This is a genomic window from Corallococcus exercitus (genome assembly GCF_003611585.1).
GTDB classification, from domain to species: domain Bacteria; phylum Myxococcota; class Myxococcia; order Myxococcales; family Myxococcaceae; genus Corallococcus; species Corallococcus exercitus.
Map to the genome: position 1 here is coordinate 1 of NZ_RAVW01000023.1, position 24,203 is coordinate 24,203.

The 24,203-nt window shown below is 70.0% G+C and carries 23 protein-coding genes; 5 read left to right on the plus strand and 18 right to left on the minus strand.

The window, feature by feature from the left end; translation table 11 throughout:
- The 5 genes from D7W79_RS04960 to trpS all read right to left on the minus strand — a co-directional run.
- On the minus strand, positions 1-1,686 hold a 1,686-nt coding region (locus tag D7W79_RS04960; protein ID WP_120524167.1), incomplete at its 3' end, for a HEAT repeat domain-containing protein.
- Positions 1,687-1,783: 97 nt separating this feature from the next.
- On the minus strand, positions 1,784-4,459 hold the full coding sequence (locus D7W79_RS04965; protein WP_120524168.1) for a pseudouridine synthase: 2,676 nt from the start codon (positions 4,457-4,459) through the stop codon (positions 1,784-1,786).
- Positions 4,460-4,489: 30 nt separating this feature from the next.
- Entirely contained in the window at positions 4,490-5,491 is a 1,002-nt protein-coding gene (gene scpB, locus D7W79_RS04970) for an SMC-Scp complex subunit ScpB (protein ID WP_120524169.1), read from the minus strand.
- Positions 5,478-6,290: a segregation and condensation protein A gene (locus tag D7W79_RS04975; RefSeq protein WP_216627719.1), complete on the minus strand. Its 813-nt coding sequence runs from the start codon at positions 6,288-6,290 to the stop codon at positions 5,478-5,480. The genes scpB and D7W79_RS04975 overlap by 14 nt, the downstream gene beginning before the upstream one ends.
- Before the next feature lie 202 nt (positions 6,291-6,492).
- On the minus strand, positions 6,493-7,506 hold the full coding sequence (gene trpS / locus D7W79_RS04980; protein WP_120524171.1) for a tryptophan--tRNA ligase: 1,014 nt from the start codon (positions 7,504-7,506) through the stop codon (positions 6,493-6,495).
- A 243-nt stretch (positions 7,507-7,749) separates the two neighbouring features.
- Between trpS and D7W79_RS04985 the strand changes: the two genes are divergently transcribed.
- Positions 7,750-8,937 carry a DUF4388 domain-containing protein gene (locus tag D7W79_RS04985; protein WP_120524172.1) on the plus strand — a complete coding sequence of 396 codons (1,188 nt, stop codon included), beginning with the start codon at positions 7,750-7,752 and terminating at the stop codon, positions 8,935-8,937.
- 16 nt (positions 8,938-8,953) lie between these two features.
- On the opposite strand, the gene D7W79_RS04990 is transcribed toward D7W79_RS04985, so the two are convergent.
- Together D7W79_RS04990 and sitA5 are read right to left on the minus strand one after the other, a co-directional pair.
- Entirely contained in the window at positions 8,954-9,316 is a 363-nt protein-coding gene (locus tag D7W79_RS04990) for a DUF2019 domain-containing protein (protein ID WP_120524173.1), read from the minus strand.
- Positions 9,313-10,587, minus strand: coding sequence for a SitA5 family polymorphic toxin (gene sitA5 / locus D7W79_RS04995; RefSeq protein ID WP_120524174.1), 1,275 nt, complete (start codon positions 10,585-10,587; stop codon positions 9,313-9,315). The genes D7W79_RS04990 and sitA5 overlap by 4 nt, the downstream gene beginning before the upstream one ends.
- Before the next feature lie 156 nt (positions 10,588-10,743).
- Here sitA5 and D7W79_RS05000 point away from each other — a divergent pair, with 156 nt between their 5' ends.
- The gene (locus tag D7W79_RS05000) at positions 10,744-11,664 is read left to right on the plus strand and encodes an RNA ligase family protein (protein WP_244221602.1); all 921 of its coding nucleotides are present in this window, start codon (positions 10,744-10,746) and stop codon (positions 11,662-11,664) included.
- A gap of 64 nt (positions 11,665-11,728) precedes the next feature.
- Here D7W79_RS05000 and D7W79_RS05005 read toward each other — a convergent pair whose 3' ends face one another.
- From D7W79_RS05005 to D7W79_RS05015, 3 genes are read right to left on the minus strand one after another with little or no spacing between them, the layout of a single operon-like run.
- Entirely contained in the window at positions 11,729-12,763 is a 1,035-nt protein-coding gene (locus D7W79_RS05005; RefSeq protein ID WP_120524176.1) for an alcohol dehydrogenase, read from the minus strand.
- Position 12,764: 1 nt separating this feature from the next.
- A complete protein-coding gene (locus D7W79_RS05010; RefSeq protein ID WP_120524177.1) occupies positions 12,765-13,547 on the minus strand; it encodes an SDR family NAD(P)-dependent oxidoreductase in 783 nt (260 codons plus the stop codon).
- Between the two features lie 39 nt (positions 13,548-13,586).
- Positions 13,587-13,868 (minus strand): hypothetical protein, encoded by a 282-nt coding sequence (locus D7W79_RS05015; protein WP_120524178.1) that lies wholly within the window; start codon positions 13,866-13,868, stop codon positions 13,587-13,589.
- 129 nt (positions 13,869-13,997) lie between these two features.
- Between D7W79_RS05015 and gcvA the strand changes: the two genes are divergently transcribed.
- Complete coding sequence (gene gcvA / locus D7W79_RS05020; RefSeq protein ID WP_120524179.1) at positions 13,998-14,909, plus strand: transcriptional regulator GcvA; 912 nt, start codon at positions 13,998-14,000, stop codon at positions 14,907-14,909.
- Positions 14,910-14,961: 52 nt separating this feature from the next.
- Positions 14,962-15,345, plus strand: a complete 384-nt coding sequence (locus tag D7W79_RS05025) for a hypothetical protein (RefSeq protein ID WP_120524180.1) — start codon at positions 14,962-14,964, stop codon at positions 15,343-15,345.
- 6 nt (positions 15,346-15,351) lie between these two features.
- On the opposite strand, the gene D7W79_RS05030 is transcribed toward D7W79_RS05025, so the two are convergent.
- The 4 genes from D7W79_RS05030 to xerD all read right to left on the minus strand — a co-directional run bounded on the left by D7W79_RS05030 (position 15,352) and on the right by xerD (position 19,537).
- A complete protein-coding gene (locus D7W79_RS05030; RefSeq protein WP_244221603.1) occupies positions 15,352-15,735 on the minus strand; it encodes a PAS domain-containing protein in 384 nt (127 codons plus the stop codon).
- 201 nt (positions 15,736-15,936) lie between these two features.
- Entirely contained in the window at positions 15,937-16,680 is a 744-nt protein-coding gene (locus D7W79_RS05035) for a glutathione S-transferase family protein (RefSeq protein WP_147441802.1), read from the minus strand.
- Between the two features lie 97 nt (positions 16,681-16,777).
- The gene (locus tag D7W79_RS05040) at positions 16,778-18,307 is read right to left on the minus strand and encodes a hypothetical protein (RefSeq protein WP_147441803.1); all 1,530 of its coding nucleotides are present in this window, start codon (positions 18,305-18,307) and stop codon (positions 16,778-16,780) included.
- 294 nt (positions 18,308-18,601) lie between these two features.
- Positions 18,602-19,537: a site-specific tyrosine recombinase XerD gene (xerD, locus tag D7W79_RS05045; protein ID WP_120524184.1), complete on the minus strand. Its 936-nt coding sequence runs from the start codon at positions 19,535-19,537 to the stop codon at positions 18,602-18,604.
- Positions 19,538-19,667: 130 nt separating this feature from the next.
- On the opposite strand from xerD, the gene D7W79_RS05050 reads away from it, so the two are divergent.
- Positions 19,668-19,982, plus strand: coding sequence for a hypothetical protein (locus D7W79_RS05050; RefSeq protein ID WP_147441804.1), 315 nt, complete (start codon positions 19,668-19,670; stop codon positions 19,980-19,982).
- A gap of 7 nt (positions 19,983-19,989) precedes the next feature.
- Here D7W79_RS05050 and D7W79_RS05055 read toward each other — a convergent pair whose 3' ends face one another.
- The 4 genes from D7W79_RS05055 to D7W79_RS05070 are packed head-to-tail and all read right to left on the minus strand — an operon-like array spanning position 19,990 to position 24,196.
- Positions 19,990-20,973 (minus strand): hypothetical protein, encoded by a 984-nt coding sequence (locus tag D7W79_RS05055; RefSeq protein WP_120524186.1) that lies wholly within the window; start codon positions 20,971-20,973, stop codon positions 19,990-19,992.
- Between the two features lie 23 nt (positions 20,974-20,996).
- Positions 20,997-21,617, minus strand: coding sequence for an L-threonylcarbamoyladenylate synthase (locus tag D7W79_RS05060; protein ID WP_120524187.1), 621 nt, complete (start codon positions 21,615-21,617; stop codon positions 20,997-20,999).
- Positions 21,618-21,665: 48 nt separating this feature from the next.
- A complete protein-coding gene (locus tag D7W79_RS05065; RefSeq protein WP_439099176.1) occupies positions 21,666-22,931 on the minus strand; it encodes a cation:proton antiporter in 1,266 nt (421 codons plus the stop codon).
- Positions 22,932-22,960: 29 nt separating this feature from the next.
- Positions 22,961-24,196, minus strand: a complete 1,236-nt coding sequence (locus tag D7W79_RS05070) for a cation:proton antiporter (protein WP_120524189.1) — start codon at positions 24,194-24,196, stop codon at positions 22,961-22,963.
- Between the last annotated feature and the right edge of the window lie 7 nt (positions 24,197-24,203).

A 24,203-nucleotide genomic window follows, 5' to 3' on the forward strand; every position in this document is an offset into this window, starting at 1 on the left:
GAGACAGCTGCCCATCTTCGGCAGCGACGCCACCAGCGCGAGCTGCCCGGCCTCCCCCTGCTCCGCCAGCGCCAGCGCCAGCGTCTTCTGCAATTCGCGGTCGGGCTCCAGCAGCGCCGCGCGGGCCACGTCGATGCCTTCGGGCCCCACGGACGTGAGCCCCACCAGCGCCGCCGCGCGCAGCACCGGGCTGGCGTCCTCGGCGTAGCCCTTGAGCACCTCCAGCGCCCCGGGCGCCTTGAGCGTGCCCAGCGCGGTCAGCAGCGTGGCCAGCGGCTGCAGCTTCGCGGGCTCCACGTCGTCGCTCAGCTCCGAGGGGACTCGCGGCTGGACCACCACGCGCCCGGCCTCCTTCGCGCGGGCCGCGTTGAGCGCCTGGAGCCGCTCGAAGAGCTGCGCGTGCTTGGCGGAGCGGTTGTCGTCCTTCCCCTTCCCCGCCTCCGGACGCGGTGCCGACGGATCCAGGTCCGCGCTGTACTTCCGCGGCAGCGCCTGCGTGACCCAGTCCGCTCGCAGCGCCGTGAGCCCGGCGACCTCCTGCTCGTAGAGCTTCTGGATGACGGGCACCACGGAGGCGTCGCGCACGTGGGTCACCGCCTCCACCGCGAGCGTGCGCAGCCCCACGTCCGGCTGGTTGAGCCACGGCGTCACCTTGGGCAGCAGCGCCTGCGCCGCCGGGCCCAGGCCCGCCACCGCCTGGAGCCCCGACGCCGCGGAGGCCGGGCGCGAGAGCCGCTCCGCGATGGGCTCCGCCGGGCAGCCGCCTCGCGAACGCATGGCGCGGCCGGCGTCCAGGGCCTCGTCCCGGGCGCCGTCGAGCGCGATGGCGCACAGCGCGGCGTCCGTCGTGGGCGTGCGCGGGAAGGTCAGGATGGCTTCGGTGGCCAGCGGGCTCACCGCGCTCTTCTCCACCGCCACGGCCTGGAGCTTCGTCGCGGCCGTCGGGTCCTGCAGCTTCATCAGCGCGCTGATGGCGGACTCGCGCAGCTCCGGGAAGCTCTCGTCGAGGAGCAGCGCGATGGGGGCCACCGCGCGGGTGTCGCCCGCGTCTCCCAGCCCGCGCACGGCGGCGGCGGCGAGGATGACCTGGCTATCTCGCACCATGGGCAGCAGCCGGTTCACGGCCTCCGCGCGGCCGCTCTTGCCCAGCTCCTCGGCGGCGCCCACGCGTTCGGGGAGCGCGCCTTCGGTGAGGGCCAGGAGGTTGCGGTCCCAGAGTCCCTTGGATTCGGCGGCGACGACGGAGGCCATGGCGCCGGGGACGTTCGTGCTCTTGAGGGCCTGGACGATGACCTGGCGCGTGGCGCGGCCCCGCCGTCCATACTGGAGCGTGAGGTACGCCTTGGCCTTGTCGTTCTTCACCTTGGCGAGCGCCAGGGCGGCCTGGCCCTGCACGGCCTCGTCCGGATCCTCCAGGAGCTCCCCGAGCAGATCCACGACGCGCGGATCCTGGCTCTCCCCGAGCGCGCCAGCGGCCTCTCCCCGGACGATGGCGGAGAGGTCCTTGGCGGCGCGGGTGAAGAGGACCAGGTCGTCCGGGTTGTTCTGCGCGGCCAGCTTCTTCACGGCGGCGGCGCGGATTTCAGGACGGGGGTCCTGGATCTCCGCGAGGAGCTGATCCCGGTTGCCGTTGCACCCGACGAGCAGGGTCAGGGCGAGGAAGAGGGGTCGCACGCGGATTCGCATCGTTCTCCCGGAGCGGCGGACGGTGGAGGTAGGCGGCGGTTATATCAACGCCCCCCCGGGCCGCCCACCGACGGAGCGACCCAGGAGGACGGATGTTTCAGCGGGAGCGGCCACCGCGAGGAGGCGGACGGCCTGCCCCTCCCCGAGGCGCCTTGCTGCTCCAGCGCGGCTCCGAGTCGCGCGTCTTGCGCGCCTTGAAGTCCTGGAAGCCGGCGCCGCCCTCACCCGGGGGCGCCTTCTTCACGCCCGCGCGGACGATGCGCTCGCCGGAGGCGCTGGACGCGGACTCACCACCGCGAGACCGGCTGCCGGAGCTCTCGCCACGGGGCTTGAAGTCCCGGCGCTCGGGACGGCCCGCGGACTCGCCGCGCGGCTTCCATTCACGACGCTCCGGGCGGTCGCCGCCCGCACCGGCGGGCTTGCCGAAGCGGCTGCCACCGCGAGGCGCACCGCCCTCGGCACCGAAGCGGCCGGCGGGCTTGCCGAAGCGGGCGCCGCCACGGGGGGCACCGCCCTCGGAACGACCCGCACCGGCGGGCTTGCCGAAGCTGCGGCCGCGAGGCGCGCCGCCTTCGTCGCCGAAAGAGCGACCCCGAGGAGCGCGTTCGTCACCGCCACGGCCCGCACCGGCCGGCTTGCCGAAGCTACGTCCGCGAGGAGCGCCACCTTCGTCACCGAAGCGACCCGCCGGCTTGCCGAAGCCGCGGCCGCGAGGAGCACCGCCCTCTTCGCCGCCGAAGCGGCTGCTACCGCGCGAAGCACCACCCTCGGAGCGACCGGCACCGGCGGGCTTGCCGAAGCTGCGTCCGCGCGGAGCACCGCCCTCGTCACCGAAGCGACCGGCGGGCTTGCCGAAGCTGCGTCCGCGCGGAGCACCGCCCTCGTCACCGAAGCGGCCGGCAGGCTTACCGAAGCTGCGACCGCGCGGAGCTTCGTCACCGCCACGACCCGCACCGGCGGGCTTGCCGAAGCTGCGGCCACGAGGCGCGCCGCCTTCGTCACCGAAGCGTCCGGCCGGCTTGCCGAAGCTACGGCCACGAGGAGCGCCGCCTTCGTCACCGAAGCGACCGGCGGGCTTACCGAAGCTGCGGCCACGAGGAGCGCCACCCTCGTCACCGAAGCGTCCCGCCGGCTTGCCGAAGCTGCGGCCGCGAGGAGCGCCACCCTCATCACCGAAGCGTCCGGCGGGCTTGCCGAAGCTGCGGCCGCGAGGAGCTTCGTCACCGCCACGACCCGCACCGGCCGGCTTGCCGAACCGAGCGCCACCGCGCGGCGCGCCGCCTTCGTCACCGAAGCGGCCAGCGCCACGAGGGGCACCACCCTCTCCGCTACCGAAGCGGCCAGCGCCACGAGGGGCACCGCCCTCGGAACGACCCGCACCGGCGGGCTTGCCGAAGCTGCGGCCGCGAGGAGCACCGCCCTCGTCACCGAAGCGGCCCGCGGGCTTGCCGAAACGGCCACCCGCGCGCGGCGCACCACCCTCGTCGCCACCACGGCCTGCGGGCTTGCCGAAACGACCACCGCCCTCGGCGCCGAACCGGCCGCCACCGCGCGACGCGCCGCCCTCGGAGCGACCGGCGCCGGCCGGCTTGCCGAACTTCGCGGCGCCTCGAGGCGCACGCTCACCGTCGGGCTTGCCAGTACGGCCCGCGCCACGCGCGGCCTTGCCGTAGGTGGCGCCCTCGGCGGCGTCGGACTCCGTCATTTCCTCACCGTCGTCATCGAACGACGGCACGCCTTCCAGGTCCACGTCCGCGTCGGCAGCGACGTCATCGTCCGTGTCCAGCGTCGCCCCGCGCTTCGCGAACTTCGGCGGACGCGTGCCACCGTCCTGCACGCCCTTCCACTCCTTGCGCTCCGGACGCGCCTCGCGGGTCTTCGGTCCCGTCGGGGCCTTCTTGGCCGCGCGCTCCGTCTTGCGCGGCGCCACCGGCGCGTCGTCGTCCATGGACAGCTCGACGTCGTCGTCATCCGGCCCGGCGAAGCCCGGCGCGGAACGGCCGTGACGGCGCGGCGGCAGCTTCAGCTCCGAGGCGGCAGGCTGCGCGCGGCCCTCGGCCACCTCCGTGAGCTGGATCACCTCGGAGACCTTCAGCGGCCGCAGCTCGCCGGGGCGCAAGCCTTCCACGCCCACGCCCGCGTAGTTCGGACGGAACAGGCGCACCACCGGGTGGCCCACCGCCGCGCACAGGCGCTTGATGAGGTGCGGACGGCCTTCCGCGACGACGATCTTCAGCCAGGTGTTGCGCTCGGCCTTCTCGAAGATGTCCACCGACACCGGCGTGGCCATGCCGTCTTCCAGCCGCACGCCTCCGCGCAGCTTCTCCAGCGTGGGCATGTCCGGCACGCCCTTCACCTTCGCCAGGTACGAGCGCGGCACCTGGAAGCTGGGGTGCGTGAGCTTGTGCGCCAGCGCCCCGTCATCCGTGAAGAGCAGCGCCCCTTCGGCGTCGTAGTCCAGACGGCCCACGGGGAACAGGCGGCGGCCCGTCTCCTCCACGTAGCTGGCCACCGTGGGCCGGCCCTGCGGATCCGACAGCGTCGTCACGACGCCCACGGGCTTGTAGAGCAGGTAGTACGACGATTCTTCCGGCGGCGTGACGAGCTTCCCATCCACGGTCACCAGGTCCGTCCCGGGCTCCACCCGGCTGCCCAGCTCCGTCACCGTCTCGTTGTTCACTCCGACGCGACCGGAGGTGATGAGTTCTTCCGCGTGCCGGCGCGAAGCCACTCCCGCGCGAGCCAGGTACTTCTGCAAACGTTCCGCCGCCATGCCTTGCCTTCTTCCAGTTGTTGCCGCCCGTCACTCGGGCTTGGGCCCCTCGCTATCACCCTTCTCGGGCGAAGGGGGGCTTTCCAGGATGCTGGCACTGACCTTCTGGCTCCGCTCCGCGGCGGCCATGGCCTCCTCCAGTTCCTCCAAAGCAGCCTCACTGGCCGCCTCGTTCTTCTCCATCCGCTTCGTGAAGTTCGGGTCCGACAGCGCCGCCACCGTCCCCTCCGCCTTCGGTGCCGGGGGCGCCGCCTCCTTCTCCACGATTTCCCGGTGTTCCTGGGTCAATTCATGGAACTCACGGAGCGTGGGCAGCGCGGACAGGTCCTTCAGCGCGAAGAACTCCAGGAACTCGCGCGTGGTTCCATAAAGAATGGGGCGGCCGACTTCTTCCCGCTTGCCCAGGATTTTCACCAGCTTGCGGTCCATCAGCGCCTTGAGCACCGCGCCGCAGTCCACGCCGCGGATGTCCTCCAGCTCCGGCCGGGTGACGGGCTGGCGGTACGCGATGATGGCCAGCGTCTCCACCGCCGCCCGGGTGAGCCGCTGCGGCTTCACGCGCAGGTAGCGCCGGACGTACTCCGCCGAGTGGGGGTCCGTGCGGAACTGCCACCCGCCCGCCACCTCGTAGAGCACCACGCCGCTGATGCCTTCCCTGTGGATGCCGGAGAGCTGATCCAGCGCCTGGAGGATGGGCTCTCGCGGGATGCCGGTGGCCTGGTACAGCTCGTCCACGGACAGGGGGCGCTCGGCGACGAAGAGCACGCTCTCCAGCACCGTGCGGATGCGGTCCGGGGAGAGGTTGCGGCTCTTGGCGATCAGCTTCTCGAAGGAGGACTGGAGGTCCGGGACGTTCTCGTCGTCGTCCGAGCCCTCCTCGATGGCGGCCGCCTCCACCCCGTCCAGCTCCGCGTCGTCGGGGCCCGGGCCGGTGACGGAGGCGATCTCCTCCTCGGAGAACTGTCCAGGGCCGCCGGGCGTACCGGGGGCGGGCGTCTCGTCACCGTCGTCGGGACCGTTACCGGTAGTCACTCTCGTCGACCTCCGTGGGGACGAGCTTCTCCAGCGCGTCCCCGTTGGGCGTCACCTGGATGGGGCCCAGGGGCTCCTCCTGGAAGACCTTGATGAGGCGGCGCTTCACCATCTCCAGCATGGCGATGAAGGTGATGACCACCTCCTGGCGCGTGGCCGCCTCCGTGAACAGCGCCTCGAACACCACCTGCCCGTCCTTCTTCACCCGCTCGGCCAGCCGGAGGATGGCCTCTGACAGGCTGACGCGCTCCAGCACCACCTCGTGCTGCACCTTGGGCGTCAGCCGCTCGAGCACCCGGTCGAGCGCCTCCACCAGCTTGAGGACGCTGATCTCCTGGAGCCCGACCTCGTCCTCGGGGATGGGGACGGCCTCCACGGGCACCTTCCGGGCGAACACGTCCCGGTCCAGGATGTCCTGCTTGGCCAGGTGCTCCGCAGCGTCCTTGTACTTCTGGTACTCCAACAGCCGGCGCACCAGCTCCGCGCGAGGGTCCTGCGCCTCCTCCACCGCCGCGAGCGCGTCCGCCCCTTCGGGCACCTGGGCCGCGTCCTGCCGGGGCAGGAGCATGCGGCTCTTCAAGTGGGCGAGCGTGGAGGCCATCACCAGGAACTCGCCGGCGATGTCCAGGTTCAGCTCCCGCATCCGCTCCAGGTACTCGAGGTACTTGGCGGTGATGAGTGCCAGCGGGATGTCGAAGATGTCGACCCGGTGCTCCTTGATGAGATGGAGCAGCAGGTCCAGGGGACCCTCGAAGTTGGGCAGCGCCACCCGGAAGGCGTCTCCGGGCGTGCGCGGCAATCCCTCCCCGTCGGGGTCTGGCGGGAGGTCGTCGGGCGGTGGGGGCTTGCGACCTTCGCTCACCGGCCGGCGTCCTTCTGGGGGGATGGGAACTTCGTCATGCGAAAGGGTCCGAATTTCCGGCCTTTAGCGCGCGCCGGGGGGACAGACCTCCTTAGCAATGCCTCCCAGGTGGGTCAAACATTTGAACAGGAACGGGTGTTCAGGGGATTCCCACGGCCCGTCTCACCTGGTCCATCAGGCGGGTGGCTTCGGCCCGGGCGCGCTGGGCTCCGTCCTGGAGGATGCGCTCCAGCTCACCCGGGTCGTTGAGCAGCTCCTGCCGGCGCTGGCGGGCAGGGCCGAAGGTGACGTGGAAGGCCTCCAGCAGCTTCTTCTTGTAGTCGCCGTAGCCCTTGCCGCCGGCCTTCCAGGACGCGTCCACGTCGGAGAACTCGCCGGGCGGGAGCATCAGCTTGAGCAGATCGTAGAGCGGCGCGTCCGTGGTGGGCTTGGGCGCGTCCACCGGCGTGGAGTCCGTCTTGATGGACATGATGCGCTTCTTGATGTCCTTCTCCTCGCCGAACAGCTCCAGCGTGTTGCCGTAGGACTTGGACATCTTCTGGCCGTCGATGCCGGGCACCGTGGCGGCGTTCTCCTGCACGAAGGCGGAAGGCAGCTTGAGGATGCCGGGCGCGTGGCCCCGCTCCTTCCCTTCTGGATCCGCCGGGTCGTAGCCGGGGACGTACTGGGTGTTGAACTTCACGGCCCAGTCGCGCGCGAACTCGATGTGCTGGATCTGGTCCTTGCCCACCGGCACCTGATCCGCGCTGTAGAGCAGGATGTCCGCGGACATCAGCACCGGGTACGCATAGAGGCCGAAGTCCGGGCTGATGCCCCGGGCAATCTTGTCCTTGTAGCTGTGCGCTCGCTCCAGGTGCGCCTGGGGCACCACGGTGCCGAGGATCCAGTTGAGCTCCAGCACCTCCTTCACGTCGCTCTGGCGGAAGAGGACGGCCCGCTTCGGATCCAATCCCAGCGACAGGTACGTGAGGGCTGCGTCGCGCGTCAGCTCCAGGGCGAGCTTCGGGTCCCGGACGGTGGTGAGCGCGTGGTAGTTGGCGATGAAGTAGTAGGCCTCGCCCTGATCCTGGAGCTGCACGAACTGCCGCAACGCCCCGTAATAGTTGCCGATGTGCAGCCTTCCGGACGACTGGACGCCTGAGAGAATCCGCATCGCGATTCGCGCTCCGAATGACGGGTGGAGGACACGGCTCGTTCGCACACCCGCCGTCATGCTGCAACCTTCCGTTGGGACAGGTGGGGCCTTTCAACGCCTGACATTCGCGCGCCCTGCCCTCCTGGAACATTTCGCCCTGGCAGGAAAAGCCCAGCAGTTTCGAGGGGTTGAGGGGGCTCGGGTCTCCCGCTACCCTGGCGGCCTACGCAGCACGCGGCCCACCTTGGAGGGCGCCCACCGATGGAAGCGTTCACGGGAAACCTGGCCAGCTATCGGCTCCAGCTGGTGTTGCCTCCGCTGTTCACGACGTCCGGGGTGGAGGGGACGCTGCGGGTGGAGCGGGGCGCGGTGCGCCGGGAGTTCTACCTGCGGGACGGGCACCTGGTGGGGGTGGCCTCCACGGACCCGAGGGAGCACCTGGCGCAGGTGCTGGTGAACCTGCGCATCCTGGACGCGCCCCGGGCGGCGGCGGCGTTCGAGTCGGCGGAAGGGGCGAACCTGCCCTACGGCACGTTCCTGGTGCAGCGCTGCTTCGTGGAGCTGTCGCAGCTCACGGAGGCCATGGAGCACAAGGCGCGCGAGGCGCTGTTCGACTGCTACGCCTGGGAGTCGGGCGAGGTGGAGTTCACGCCGGGGCTGCCGTTGTCGGGGCGCGCGGTGGGGTTGCGGCTGCCGTTGAGCACGTTGCACCGGGACGCGGTGGCGCGGGTGCGGGAGTGGGCGCAGTTCCGGGACATCTTCCCGCGCCTGGACACGACGTTCCGCGTGTTCCGCGAGTTCGCGGTGGAGACCTTCTCCGAGGAGGAGGACGTGCTCCTGGACCTGGCGGCGGGAGGCGCGACGCTGGGCGAGTTGCTGGCGAGCGCGAGGGAGGCCCCGCTGTTCGCGGCGCGCTGGGTGCTGCACCTGTACCGGCGTGGGGCGCTGGCGCCGCACCGGTCCACGGGGCTCCAGGTGGGCGAGTCCACGGAGTTCACGGAGCTGTTGGCGCTGGTGAGAGCGTTCCTGTCGTCGCGCAAGTACGACCTGGCGGTGGCGCTGGCGGCGCAGGTGCTGGAGCGTGGGCCGGTGCCGGAGGCGCACGCGCTGTACCGCGAGGCGGAGGTGGGGCTGACGCTGGCGCTGAGTGATGAGCTGTTCGCGCTGGATGGAAGGCTGGTGTTCGAGCCCATCCCCCGCCCTGCCCCGCCGGACCTGACGGCGGACGACCTGTATCTCTATTCCAAGCTGCGAGGCAGCCGGAGCATCCGACAGGCGCTGCGCACGGCGGCCATGGGAGAGCTGGCCGCGTCCCGGTCCGTGGAGCGGCTGAGGGCCGCGGGGTTGATCCGCGTGGCCCCGCTGGCGCCAGGAGCCGTGGAGCCCGCGCCGAGGCGGACGACCACGGATCCGTACGGGTTGAACCTGGCGGACCTGGGCGGGAGCTGAGGGATGGAGGGCGCGCTCAGGGGAACTTGAGCGTGCCCTCGCGCCATGCCTTGAGTGCGTATTCCGCCGCGATCCCATTGCGTCCCGGACGCTTCGCGATCCAGAGCAATACCGGTTCACCTAACTCGGGAGCGAACTCCAGGGCATGGACCGCGACATTGGTTCGGACGGTTTCGTTCTCGCTCTTAAGCAGCGGAAGGAGATGCAATGTCGCGCTGCGGTTCCGAAGCTCCCCGTATGCTCCCGTGATCTTGTCATGGGCGCGATTGGCGGACCGCGAGTCTGCGGCCTCCAGCGCTTGTCCGTACGCGATGGATCCCTCCGCGTACCACTGGACGAGTTCCTCGATGCTGGCCTTCTGAAACTTGCGGACACTCAAGGAACAGCTCCAAAGCGAATGAGGGTTTTCATGCCGAAGTCTCGTTGGGCCTGGAACGACTGACTGCTCAACCATTGCCGAACAGTCTGCGATCCCGAGAGCGCGAACTCCTTCGATGAGTAGTACGCGCTGATTCGCTGGTGAACGGCTTCGTCGATGGCGATCACGTTCTCGGTGTTGTGCACGGCGTGGGGACCGAACCGCTGAACGTTGCCGTCCGTCTGCTCGACGATGTGGTGCCACTGCTTCCCAGTCCCTGCGGGGCCTCGTGCCCGCTTGAGGGCACTGAAGGAGCCCCAGGACTGCACACCGCCGGCCGGAGGTGCTCCACTCCCCTTCGCCACCATGGCGACGGCCGTGGACGAAAGCGCGAGTGTGATGACTCCGCCCGAGACGGACACGGCCCGCACCTGATCAAGGCTCGCAACGTGGACGCCAATGCGTGAGGCCCCCGCCGCGCTTCCCGGGAAGTTCGGCAGTGTCGACAGCCGCGCCGCCAGCAACGACGCGCCACCGGTCATGCCGTAGCTCACCGCGACCGTGACCGCGAGGACCAGGACGCGCGCGATGGACGGGCCTACCCGTGCGGCGAAGCGTTGACCGGACTGATCCAGCTCCTTCCAGGTGGTGGCCTGGTCCGTCGCGAGCTTCAGGTCCTGGCTCGCCTCAATCAGCTCCAGGAACGTCTCCGCGCCCAGGTAGATCAGGAGCAGGGCCGAGATGATCGCAGCGGCCTTGGTGAAGGCAGGCTCGGGATTGGCGGCGAGCGCCGCCCAGGTCACGAGGCCCGTGGCAATCACCGAGTAGAAAAGCTGGGGCGCGAGGGTGTCCTCCACGGCCCTGGAGATGCTCGCCTTGAGGGGTTCCAGGGACAGGGCCAGCGCCACGCCCAGCTTGTCCCAGTCACTCAAGCCCATCACATCTTCGAGCAGCGAGATGCAGTCGCCACGGAGCGGCCCTGGTTCGCAGAAGCCGCCAAAGCCACGGTCCGTCACCCGCTGCCATCGGGAGTCGGCATCGCTTGTTGGATAGGAAGCGCGCACCCAACTGCCTGGCCGCGAAGCCCGGAGACGCAGGGGCGCGGCCAGGATCAGATCGGTCAGCGCCTTCTCGAAGACCCCCGCTCCTACCGCCACGGCTCGGACGGGAGAAGGCGGGCGGTACTCGATGGGCGGTCCTTCCCCCGTATCCAGCCGCACCCTGCCCCTTGGCGTGGCGCACGCACTGAGCAAGGCAAGGAGCAGGACTGCGAGGTGAACTCGAAAGGGCATGAGCTCCTGGGTGCGACGCTGGACGGACGACGATGGATTCCTGCGGTTTGAATCGGGGGGACTTGGGTGGAAACTGGGGCCATGCGCTTCCGACCCTTTCTGAAGATATCCTCCGCGGGTGATGCGCGGGGGCAGGCCAGTCCTTCAGGGAGCTGGGTGGCACTGGAGAAGCTCCATGGCGCGCAGCTCGTCCTGGGCGTACAGGACGAGGCGGTCCACTTCGGTAAGCGCAAGGCCTGGCTCGAGGAGGGGGATTCGTTCTTTGGATGGCAGCTGTTGCGCGTGTCCTTGAGCAACGCGGCCCTGGGAGCCGTTCGGGCCCTGGGGCTCACCGACGCGCGCGTCTACCTCTACGGAGAGCTGCTGGGGGGCCGCTATCCCCATCCTGAGGTTCCCGCTGTGCCGGGAATGATGCCGGTCCAGACGGGCATCTGGTACGCGCCGGGCCTTCACTGGGTGCTGTTCGATATCCTCGTGGCCCGGTCGGATGAGGACGAAGGCGTGATGCTCTCGCATCGCGACGTGGAGACAGCCGCGAAGGCCGCTGGGGTGCACGTCCCTCCACTCGTGGCGCGAGGAACCCGTGCGCAGATGGAAGAGGTCCCCACGCGAGGGCCGACGCGACTCCCCACGATGCTGGGCTTGCCCCCGCTGGCCGACAACTGGGCGGAAGGGCTCGTCATCAAGAGCGAGCAACCCATGACGCCCGGGCAGCGCGTGGCCTTCAAGCGGAAGATCGAGGAGTTCAACGAGGCCCGCTTCGACGAAAGCACGGCCTGGGATGCCCACCAGCGGCTGTCCTTCGCCGAGCTCCGGGACTGGTCCTCACGGCTGGTGAATCCCGCGCGGATCTCCAGCGCCCTCTCGAAGTGCGGGCGCGACGACGCGGAGGCCGTGGTGAGCGAGGTGGACCTGGATGTCCGGGTGGATCTGGAGTTGGCGTTCCCAACCGCGTGTCAGTCCCTGGACCCGGTGAGCGAGGAGCGACTGTCTTCGCACGTTCGCGACCTTGCCCGGACGCTCGTCCAACAGGCATTGGACGCCGCCAGCGGTCGGGCTCCGATCAAGAGAACGTGAGCGAGCAGCCGCGGTGCCTCATGCAGGGCACGAAGGAAGGATGCGCATCTCGCCAGGACTGTCATCAGGACTCCTCCCTCATCGTCAGCACCATCCGGAACCTCGCCTCGCCGGACTTCATTCGCGCGTAGGCTTCGCCCGCCCTCTCGAGTGGCAGGGTCTCGATGCGTGGCAGGACGTTGGCAAGGACGCTGAAGTCCAGCGTCTTTTCGGCCTCGAACGGCGTTCCTGTGATGGTCCCTTGCACCCGCCGCTCGCCCACCACCAACGGGCCGGGTGAGACGGTGAGTGGCGCCTTCCCAACCCCTACGACAAGGAGCGTTCCCTGCGGCGCCAGAGCCGGAATGAGCGCCGACGCCGCGCTGCTGTCCGTAATGGTCGTCATCACGACCTGGGCGCCCCCCATCTCCTGGAGCCGGGCGATCGCATCCTCCTTCCTGGTGTCGACATAGACGTGCGCCCCCAGGCTGAGAACTTCCTTCGCGATGTCCTCGCCGCGCCCGATGGCCACGACCATGAAGCCCATCTTGCGCGCGTACTGAACGGCGAGGTGCCCCAGGCCTCCAATGCCCTGGATGGCCACGAGGTCGCCTGCCTGCGCGCCCGACTTCTTGAGCGCGTTGAAGGTCGCGATCCCAGCGCACAGCAAGGGCGCCGCTTCCTCGGAGCCGAGCGCGTCCGGGATTGCCACCAGGCCGGTGCTTCGCGCGACCATCATCTCGGCATAGCCGCCGTCCTGCGAGGTGCCGACGAAGGGCTGGTTCCCGCAGAGCTGGAACTGTCCCCGACGGCACTGCTCGCATGCATTGCAGCGGCCCCCGAGCCGGCCCACGCCGACGCGCTGGCCCACCCTCCAGTGTGAGGGCGTGCCGGCGCCCACGGCGGCAATCCGGCCGACGACCTCGTGTCCGGGGACACGCGGGAACTGTTGCCCGTCGATGGTGCCGGCGTCCGCTCCGCAAATGCCGCACGCCTCGACCCGGAGCAGCACCTCTCCTGTCCCGGGCTCTGGCCTCGGCCGCTCAACCAGCTCCAGCACACCCGGCCGGGTCGCCTGCATGGCGCGGTACGTCTCGTCCTTCGAACGATGCTGGGGCATCTCAGTTGTACCTGTTGCGTCCTGCCATGACGCCGCCGTCGACATCCCAGATCGCGCCGGTGACCCACGCCGTCTCGTTCGACAGCAGATGGGCGATGGTTTGCGCGACATCCTCCGCGCGACCCACGCGGCCGATCGGATGGAATTGGTTGAACCCCTGGAGCACACCGTGAACCTGCTCCTTCGGGATGAAGCCTTCGTAGATGGGGGTCTCGACGACCGCGGGCGACACCGCGTTGACGCGGATGCCATGGCCGGACAGCTCCATCGCCAGGTGCTGGGTCAGCGAGTGGAGTCCTGCCTTGGCCATCGAATACGCCGAGGAAGGAGTGGCCTCGATGGCCTGCCTGGCCCACATCGACCCGATGTTGACGATCGCGCCCCCCTTGCCCAGCGCGACCATGGACCTGGCGACGGCCTGCGTGATGAAGAAGACGGCCTTGTTGATGTCGAGATACAGGTCGTAATCGGCTTCGTCGTGCTCCAGGAAGGCCTTCGGCAGGAAGACGCCCGCTGCGTTGACCAGCAGCGTCGCGTCCGCGTGGTCCTTGTGAAGCCGGGCCACCAGGGCCTGCCTCTCAGGGCCAGAAGTGATGTCCGCTCGCAGGCCGTCCACGGGACCGAACGCAGCCAACTCAGCGACCGCCGCTTGGAGCTTGTCGTCTCGATGCCCGATGACGACCGCCCTCCCCCCTTCTTCGAGGACGATTCGGGCAACGGCCTTCCCCATGCCGCTCGTACCGCCTACGACGATGACCTTCTGATCAGTGAATCGCGCTCGCATTGAAAGCTCCCGGTGGGTTGGCGTTGGGTGCGGAAGGCCTCAGGCGGCCTGATAGATGCGGATGTCCGGAGGGGCGTCGAGGAGCGGCTTCAGCGCGCTCACGACGTCGGCAGTGAACAGGTTGGTCTGGAGGTAGGCGCTGGCCTGCTGCACCGTTTCGAACCCGTGAAGCACCTGCACGTCCTCGTCGCGGACGAGGAGTTCCTTGGACTTCGCGCCGGCGATCTTCTCGAGGAAGGGCGCCTTGTAGCGCTGGTACACGCCCGCAGCTTCGGGGCGGTGGGAGGGGGAAATCTTCAGGGTGATCTGCAGGTAGACCATGGGTGTCCTCCGTTGTTGGGACTGTGGTACGTGAAAGCTCAGCTATCCCACGCGAGATTCATCGTTCCGAACACCCGTCGCCGCAATCGGGAGTTTCTTGGCCTGCGGCAAAGGAAATCTTGGCCGCCCATGAGCGCACCCGAACACCTCAACGCCCTGCGTGCCTTCGAGGCGGCGGCCAGGCACGAGAGCTTTTCCGCCGCGGCCGCCGAACTCCACGTGACCCCAGCGGCGGTCGGACAGCTCGTGCGAAGCCTCGAGGAGTCGCTTGGCACGCCCCTGTTCCACCGGGGTGCGAGCGGTCACAAACGGCTCGTCCTCACCGAGGCGGCCCAGCGGGCGCTGCCGGACATCCGCGCCGGGTTCGAGCGACTGAGCGCCGGCGTCGCACGGCTGAAGGATGTCTCGTCGACCGGCGTGCTGACCGTGACTGTCAGCTCCGCCTTCGCGGCCAAGTGGCTCCTGCCGCGGCTTGAACGGTTCCAGGCCGCGTGGCCGGAGCTGGACGTGCGGCTTGACGCATCCACCGAGCTGCTCGACTTCGCCGCGCGCGGCATTGATATCGGCGTGCGCTACGGCGCCGGGGGCTGGCCCGGGCTGACTGCCGAGAAGCTCCTGGACGAGGAGGTCTTTCCCGTCTGCTCCCCTGCACTCCTGCGGCAGGGGCGCCGGATGCGCCGGCCCTCGGACCTGGACGGGCTACGGCTCATCCACGACCGGTCCGTGGATGCCCGCTCGGGATTCGCCACGTGGGATGCCTGGCTCGAGAAGGCGGGCGCAAGGGAAGTCGAGACGAAGCGAGGCCTGCGCATCAACAACTCCGCGGCGGTGCTGCAGGCGGCAATCGACGGGCAGGGCGTGGCGCTGGCCCGCAGCATCATGGCGCGTGACGACCTCTCGGCCGGACGGCTGGTGCGTCTGTTCCCGGAGGTCGAGTTCGCTTCGGTGCTCGCCTACTACGTCGTCTACCGGCCCGAGTGCGCCACGCTCCCGAAGGTGATGGCGTTTCGAGAATGGCTCGTTCGCGAGGCCGTTTCCTGAACCGCGCACGATGGGTACCCAGAAAGGAGAGCCCAGCGAAGGAGCGCGGAAGATGGAGCAGGCAGCCCGTGAGCGGATCACCCTGGTGGAGGTGCTCGAACGGACGGCGCCCTTCGACGTCTTCACCGCGACCATTCAAGCCGCGGTACAGCGGCTGGAGACAGAGGGCGTGAGCACCCTGCTCAGCATCCAGTTCCACGCCCGGCCGGAGGACACGGAGGTCGGCGCGGTCATCACGTTCGCGGACTCGCGCCGCGTGATGGAGCACATCCGGATGATCTCCGGCTGGCCGGAGTTCAAGGCCCTCCTTGGCGTCGCGAGGCCCGTGGACGTGCGCGTCTACGGGCGGCTTGGCGAGGAGGCGCAGGCCTGGCTCCGGACGATGAACGTCGTGAGCAAGGTCTTCGAAAGCCCCGTGGCGGGCTTCGTGCGCTGAAGCGGCTCAGCGCTCGCCGGGCATCTTCTTGTCGGACACCAGCACCCAGACCGATTCCGTCTTGTCGCTGTAGAACAGCGTGATGGCCACGTGGCGCGCGCCGTGCGCGAAGCGGAAGACGAAGCCGAACGTCTGGTAGAGCTTCTTCGCCCGGACACCTTCCTGGAACAGGCCGAAGAACTGCCGCACGCGGGTGCACGGCGCCACGTCATAGAAGAAGTTCTTGCCGATCTGCTCGCGAGCCTGGATGCGCGCCAGCGACGCCTCGGTCTTGTTGAATTTGAGGATCCGGCCCTGCGCGTCGAGCTGGATCATCCCCAGGGGGAGGTGATCCAGTTCAACCTCCGACATGTTGTCGACGCGCTGGATGAGCTCATCCAGCGTATCCATCGAGGCCGATTGCAGGGGAACAGGTTCACCAGTGGGGGGCGAGTGAGGGATCGGGTTCATTCCCGAACCCTAAAGGAGGCCCGGGCTGGCATGCCCGTACGACGTTGATGTCCAACGTTTGATCGTTGGGTGGTGTGCGCCGAAGCGGGCGCAACCCTCCGCTATCGGACGGAACCATTGGACGGGAGCCCCCTGCCCGCTTCAGCTCGCGGCGCGCAGGGGTACGCTCACAGTGCGGGTCGCCGCATCCACCCGCGCGAGCCATGCGCTCAGCCGCTTGCGCTTCTCCACCTCCGCGCCCTGCCAGGGCGTGAGCGGCGTCCGCAGGCTGTGCAGCTGCGCGAACAGGGCCAGGTCCGCCACGCTGAGCGAACCGTTCAACCAGAAGCCGTGCTCCGGGGCCCGCGCGTCCAGCTGGTCCAACAGCGCCCCGAACCGGCGCCAGCACGCCTCCGGGCCCGCGCGCCAGACGTCACGCGCCACCAGCTTCCCCACCTGCTTGCGCCGCACCAGCGCCGGCACGACGGCGCGCACCGGCGCGGGCATGGCCTGGAAGAACGTCGCGCGGGTCCGGGGCCAGTTGCGGTCATCCGCCCAGCGCGCCGCGACGAGGAAGCCGTTGACGGAGGTGTCCGCGAACTCCTCCCAGAGCAGCGCCTCCGGGGACCGGGCGATGCGGCCGGGGGCCAGCTGCTCGATGCGCGCCAGGATGTCCGTGGAGTCCGGCACCGCCTCGTCCCCCACCAGCAACACCGGCACCTGGCCCGTGGGGTTGTGGGGCCGATGCGCGGCCGGGGTGTCCGCGCGGACACAGGCGTAGGACAGCCCCGCGTATTTCAGGGCGCGGTGGGCCTTGAGGCAGAAGGGAGAGTAGCTCTCGAAGCCGGGCACGCCCGGGTCGGCGAGCTCCAGCAGGGTCAGGGGAGGCAGGGCGTTCGTGGTCATGAACGCCACGATGCCCCTGGCTTGTGACAGCCTTCTGTCAGGATAGTGCGGAGCGCGAGGGGAACCGTCCTCCCCCACGCTCCCGGGTGTCAGCGGCCTACAAGCCGTTGTACTTGAGGTCGCGCGGGTTGACGGACGGCTTGCCGCGGATGAGGTCGGCGGCCTCGAAGTCCTTCAGGCCGCTGTTGCCCTGCGTCGCCGCCTGCCATGCGGGGAGCGACTTGAAGGCGAACACCATGTCGAAGTCCATGGGCACCGTCCCGGGATCCAGCGGCACGTTGCCCGGGTTGTCCTGGAACCACTTCATCCAGGCCTGCGAGCCCGGCTGCTCGAGGACCAGGGCGTTCTTGTCCGGCCCTCCCACCGTCGGCGGCATCGTGGTGGTGGGCAGGAGGAACGTCTTCATGGGCCACTCGGCCACGCTGTGGCAGCTCATGCACGACGACGCCTGCACGTTGCGCACGAGCTTGCCGTTGACGATCGCGGGATCCACCACCGCGCCGTCGTTCGGGCCGGACAGGCGGCCGCCCCACCCCAGCGTCGCCGTGGAGTACTCGGGCGCCGCGGGGTTGATGACCGTCTCCTGCAGCGGCGCGCCCGGGTTCAGCGTGGAGTTGACGTTCGGGTCATCCCCCCACATCGCGCCCAGGGGGATCATCTTGTCCCACGCGCTGCCGGGCACGCGCATGTCGTAGACGAGCGTGGAGAACACCCAGCCCGTCTTGGGCGCCGTCTTGGTGTCCTTGACGATGATGTCGAACTGCATCACCGACGCGTTCATCACCTGCGGCGGCGCGTTCGAGGGGCCATTGGGCGGCGGAACGTAGACGGGCCACAGGGTCGCGCCCTCCATCACCGGCCAGTCCTTCGCCAGCGCGCTGGTCAACGCCACCTTGATGACGATGGACCCTTCCGGGAACTGCGCGGACGTGTTGGTGAGCGTGGGGTTCATGGCCGTCTTGCCCCACACCTGCCCCAGCGCGTACGCCGCCACCTTGTCGTAGTAGGTCAGCACGTACGTCGTCATGTCGACCTTGAGGCCGGACGCGGCGAAGGTGGCCGCGGGGAACTCGGAGCCCACGTAGGTGCCGTGGATGCTCTCCCGGATGGAGGCGAGCCACGGCTCGTTGTACCAGCCCGCCTTCGCCGCATCCCACTGGGGATAACTGTACAGCAGCGTCTGCATGGACGGCGCGATGTACGCCTTCAGCGCGTTGACGTACGCCAGCGCGTTCGTCTTGGAGATGGGCTGCCCCTTGAGCGCGGCGATCCACGGCGGGTTGGCCGGCGGCGCCACGGGCGACTGCGGATAGTCGTGGCTCAGGCTGAACAGCGGGCCTTGGTACTGCGAGGACGGCGGGATGTTGCCGTTGTTGTCCGCGAAGGGGTTCGCGTTCACGGAGTTGCGCTCGAACACCTCGCGGGCCGCGGCGAACGGCGTCCGGACCTTGGCGTCCGTGGGGGCGGTGGCGGAGGCCGGCACCACGTTGGAGGTGGGGGCCTTCTTGGGCGGCGGCTTCGCTTCCGCCGCGTCGGCCTCCGGCACCTTGCATGCGGAGAGGGACAGCGCCAGGCAGCCGGTAAGGCCCAGGACGCCAGACATCAGGGATTGGCGGGAACGCTTCATGGACGAGCAGACCTTCGTGGGCCACACCACGCCCGGATGGGGTGGAACGGGACGACCGTGTGCGACAGGGAGCGGACACCGCGTCCACTCGCGGGCGTCCTCCACTGCACACGGCGATCCACTTCCCCGAAGGTCGGCGTTCCCTCTGCGCACCGGCCCCGGCGGCGCGAGCACGTGCCCGCGGCGCGTCTTCAGCGCAAGCGATTGCGTTCGCGCGCGACGCACGCCCCACACCGCGTCCCCGAGGCCAGGGTCCCCCTCACCCCGCCGCGGACGGCGGCTCGACTCCCGGCGTCACGGCGCGGGCGGGCGCTTTCGCGCGGCGGGCTTCGGCTTGAAGGCGTCGCTGCGCGGGTGGAACTCGTCGTACACCTTGCGCAGCCGCGCGCTGTTGACGTGCGTGTAGATCTGCGTCGTCGCCAGGTCCGCGTGGCCCAGCATCTGCTGCACCGCTCTCAGGTCCGCGCCGCGCTCCACCAGGTGCGTGGCGAACGAGTGGCGCAGCTTGTGCGGCGACAGCGGCTTCAGGATGCCGGCCTTCAGCGCGTAGCGCTTGAGCAGCTTCCAGAAGCCCTGCCGCGTGAAGCCCTCGCCGCGCGGCGTGACGAACAGCGCCTTCGCCTCGCGCTTGCCCAACAGCTCCGGCCGCGACAGGGACAGGTACGCCTGGACCTTCTCGATGGCCACGCGCCCCAGCGGGACGATGCGCTCCTTGGAGCCCTTGCCCCTGGTGACGAGGTAGCCGGACGTCAGCTGCACGTTGTTGAGCTCCAGCGTGCACAGCTCCGTCACGCGCAGGCCGGTGGCGTAGAGCACCTCCAGCATGGCCTTGTCGCGCAGGCCCGTGACGGTGCGCTCGTCGGGCGCGGCGAGCAGCTGCTCCACCTCCTCCAGCGTGAGGAACACGGGCAGCTTGCGGGGCGACTTCGGTGTGTCCACGTCCTCCGTGGGGTCCCTGTCCGCCAGCCGCTCCGCGACGAGGAAGCGGTGGAAGACGCGGACGGCGGCCAGGTGCCGCGCCTGGCTGCGGCGCCCCAGGCCCTGCTTGCCCAGCGTCACCAGGTGCGCGAGCACGTCCTCCTGGGTGACGCGCGCCACGTCCTCGCGGCCGCGCGAGCGCAGGTCCGCGAAGTACACGGTGAGGTCCGCCGCGTAGGCGTCCACCGTCTTGCCGGACAGGCCCCGCTCCGCGCGGATGAAGGCGATGAACGCGTCGAGCAGTCCTTCCATGGTCCTTTGCAGGGTACCGGACGCGCCCCCCAGGGCAACTCCCTGACGCGCCCACCCCTCACGCCGTTGCCTTCCACCGCGGAGAAGCGCCACCCTCTGTCCAGGTCCCCTACGACAAGGAGCAGCGAAGATGCGTGCACAGGCATGGATGTGGATGGCGGTCCTCACGCTGGGCAGCGTGGGCACGACGTCGCTGGCGCAGCAGCCCGCGCCCACGGGGACGGCGCGGAAGACCCGGGAGGGCAAGGTGAAGAGCGTCAGCCCTTCCAGCATCCAGCTGGAGGGCGCCACCGCCTCCGCCCCGCCGCTCACCTACGTGGTGGACACGTCGAAGCCCCAGCTCAAGGAATCCCTCCAGGGCCTCAAGGCCGGGGACTCCGTGAAGCTGACCTACGCCCCCAACGAGGTGGGCGCGAAGGTCGTCACGAACGTGGAGAAGCTCTAGCCGTGCGTCACGCGTGGGGTTCGGCGGCTTCCTGCGCGTGCGCGCGCTCCAGCGCCTCCACCACCCAGGGCCAGCCCACCAGGATGTTGCCCGGCGAGCGCAGGCACGCGTCCGCCACCGCCAGCACCTCCGCCGGCCGCGAGCGCACCGCCAGCGCCAGGTGCCGGCCGAGGAACGGGTGCGGCAGGTAGCTCAGGTTGTGGTGCCGCACCGGCACCCAGCGCAGCGTGGGCTTCCCGGTGAAGCGCTCCACCGCGTACGCCACCGCCTGCGCCAGCACCTCCAGCGCGTAGAACGGCAGCCGGAACGCGCACATCAGGAAGGCCACCAGCGCGCTCGCGGCCACCGCGCCCGCGAAGGACACCGACGAGGCGCTGCTCCACACCAGCATGGGGACGAGGCTCGTCGCGATGGCCGCCACCTGCACGTTGCGCACGGACGGACCGCGCCCGCTCGCGAGGCCACCGATGCTCCCCGCGGACAGGCCGGACACGATGCCCAGGCACAGCCCCACCGTCACCGCCGCCGCGCCCCCGTGCTCCGGACCGAAGGCGCCGCCCGCCGTGGCGTGCAGCCCCGCCAGCATCGAGACGCTCGCCAGCGAGCCCAGCAACACCCCCGACGCGAGCCCCGACACCAGCGCCACCACCAGCCCCACCGCGCTGCACAGCGCCGCGGAGACCAGGTACACGCCGCGCATCGGCACGCCCGCGAGCCGCAGCCCCAGCCCCGCGAGCACCGTGAGGCCGGGCGACAGCACGACGAGCAGGAGCAGCATCCGCGCCACGAAGGCCCCCGCGGCGCGGCCCCCTTCGGCCTGCTCCCGCCACAGCTGCCCGATGCGGCCCGCCGGCGAACGGATGCCCGCCTCGCGCAGCCGGTAATGCAGATCAATGGGCCGGAACACCAGCAGGCCAAGCAGCGCGAGCGCGCCCGGCACCCGCTCCGGTGAATCGACGACAGGCTTCGCGGATGGGTCGCCCTCGGCCAAGACTTCCCCCTCTGGAAAGGATTTCAGGACTCCAGACTACCCTTGCCTTGCCTCAGGATTTCAAGCGTATCGCCTATGAGTGAAACCACCGTGGACGGCTCGTTCAATGTCACGCCACCGTCAAGAATCAGGTCCAGGCCATGCCCCAGCGCCGTCTTGATATCCCGTGCGTCTGAGAGGACCGTACCGTCCGTGTGGGTCGCGGAGGTGGTGATGAGCGGGCGGCCGAGCGCCTTCGCCAGCTCCCTGGGCAGGGCGGCGTCCGGCACGCGCAGGCCCACCTGCTTCTGCTTCGTCATCATCACCTCCGGCACCAGGCGTGTGGCCTCCAGGATGAAGGTGAAGGCGCCGGGGGTGAGCCCCTTCATGGCGCGGTAGGCGAAGTTGCTCACGTGCGCGTAGCGGGCCACGTCCGACAGGTCCGGGCACAGCAGTGACAGGGGCTTCTTCTTGTCGCGGCCCTTGAGCTGGTACAGCCGCTCAATTGCTTTCTTGGAATTCAAGTCACAGCCCAGCCCGTAATACGTGTCCGTGGGATAGGCGATGACGCCGCCCTTCTCCAGCACCTCCACCGCCCGTGCGACCTGGCGGGGAGAGGGATGATCCACGTCCACCTCGAGGATGGGGGCGGCGGCGGCGGGCATGACGGGAAGCTCCTGGCAGAGGCCACCCCGTGAGGGGTGCTGTCCCCACTATGCGCCGCCGCTTGCCTCTTCCGCACGGATTTCGCCACTGCCCAGCAGGGCGCGTCGCGTGAGCACCGGCCCCACCAGTTCGTGCGCGGTGATCATCGCGACGATGAGCACCTCCACCTGGGGCCCGAAGGACGGGAAGGTGCGCGACACCAGCGCCGCCAGGCCGAACGTCACGCCCGCCTGGGAGATGAGCCCCATCCACAGGTAGCGCTTGAGGCGCGGATCCTCCGCGGGCGCGAACTTGCGGCACGCGCCCCAGATGGCCAGGCCGCGCAGTGCCACGAGCAGCAGCGCCGCCGGCCCCACCGTCACCAGCGCGTCCAGCTTCAGCCCCGCCCCCGCCGCGGCGAAGAAGAGCGCGAACACCGGCAGGCCCGCCTGGTTGATGGCCTGGTGGATGCGCCGGCCCTCGCGCTCGTCCAGGTTGGCGATGAGCGCCCCGGCCGCCAGCGACACCAAAAGCGGCGACAGGTGCAGCCGCGCCCCGCCCTCCGCCGCCGCGAACGACAGGCCCACGAGGAACAGCGGCAGCTCGCGGTTGACGCCCCGCATGTACAGGAGCATCGCCACCGCCAGCAGGCACCCCACCGCCACGGAGCCGAACAGCTCCCACCCCACCCCGCCCACCAGCGCGGGCAGGTCCAGGCCGTTGCCGAACGTCGCGCGGGTGATGCCCGCCGCCAGGCCGAAGGCCACCATCACGAAGAGGTCCCCGATGATGACCAGCGCCATCAGGAACTCCGTGAACGGGCCGCGCGCGGACGTCTCCTGCACGATGGCGATGGTCACCGTGGGAGAGAACGACACCACCACCGTGGACAGGAGCGCGCTCACCGCCAGCGCCTGGGGCACCGTCATGGGGGACAGGAACGGCAGCACGGGCTTGAGCGCGAACGTGGCCCCGAAGCACACCGCGAACGTCACCCCGCACACCGCCGCGCAGAGCAGCGCCACGCGCGCGCCCACCCGGCGGATGAGCCCCAGGTGCAGCTCCGTGCCCGCGACGAGCGCGATGAGGCTCACCGCCAGCCCCTTCACCAGCTCCAGCCCCTTCACGCCCGCGTTCGGGATGAAGCCCAGCGCGTACGGCCCCACCGCCACGCCCACCAGCAGGTAGCCGGTGAGGCGCGGCAGGCCCATGCCCTTGGCCACCTTGCCCGCGAACAGGCCGCACAACAGCAGCGCGCCCGCGGCCAGCAGCACCGGCGTGCCCGAGTCCGCGCGCACCGCCTGGGCCTGGGTGATGGCCGCGAGCAGCGCCATGAGCAGCAGCAACCGGAAGATGGACCCCTTCACGCGGCCACCCCCGCGTCACCGGTGGGAGGCGTGTCCCTCATGGGCGAGGGCCGGGGCTCCGCGGCCAGCACCTGCCGGAAGGCCCCGTGCGCGAGCATCTCGTTGACGACCGCGCCCACCGCCACCACGTCCAGCACCCGCTGCGACAGCGAGCCCGGCACCAGCAGCACGTACTCCGCCACCAGGCACAGCGCCAGGCCGCCCTGGGAGATGAGCGCGTAGCCAAAGCGCGGCGGCAGGTCCAACACGCCCTGCGTGAGCCGCTGCGCGAACGTGCCGCCCAGCACCTTGCCCAGAAAGCGCAGCCCCACGAACGCTGGCAACAGCGCCCACGCGGACAGGTCGCGCGCGTGGATGTGGCTGCCCACCAGGAAGACCAGCACCAGGTACGTGGGCCGCTCGACTCGCGAAAGCGCCCGCGACACCCGCTCCGCCGTGCGCCCTCCCATGAGCGCCAGCGTCGCGCCGCACGCCACGCCGGCCAGCAGCGACGACAGCCGCAGGTACGCCGCCGCGCCGCCCACCAGCGCCACCATGCCCAGCGTCACCGTGGTCTGCTCCGCCAGGTCCTTCAGCGAATACGTGAGGAACGCCAGCAGCGCGCCGCACGCCACGCCCAGCAGCAGCGCCAGCCCCAGCAGGCCCAGCCCCTCGGCCGCGTTGCCGGTGACGCCCAGCACCAGCCCCAGCGCGAGCACGCCCAGGCCCACCGCGTCGTCCATCATCGTGAGCAGCGCCACGCCCAGGCCGCGCGCGCGCTCCAGCCGCCCGTTTCGGTAGCCCAGCACCGCGAAGTGTCCGGAGGACAGGCTCGCCGCCGCGCCCAGCAGCGCCGCCGCGCCCACCGCCACCAGGGGCCTCAGGCCCATGGACAGGAGCAGCGGGACGGACAGCGGCAGCGCGACGAAGAGGAACGCCGTGCCCGCGTGCGCGAGCGCCGCCGCGTAGACGGGCCGGGGCAGGAGCCGCAACAGGCGCGGCTCCAGGTTGAGCCCCAGGAGCACGCCCCCCGTCCCCAGCCCCAGCGCCACCAGCGGGTGGAGCGATTCCAGGTTGCGCGGGGTGAGCACGCCCAGCACGGACGGGCCCAGCAGGGCCCCGAAGATGAGGAACAGGAGGCCGCTGGCCGCCAGCTGCGCCAGTGCCGGGAAGCGGCCCGGATCCAGGAGCGACCGGCTGGACGCGAGCAGCGACAACGCCGCGACGATGAGGAAGACGAGCAGCGCTTGCACGGACCGT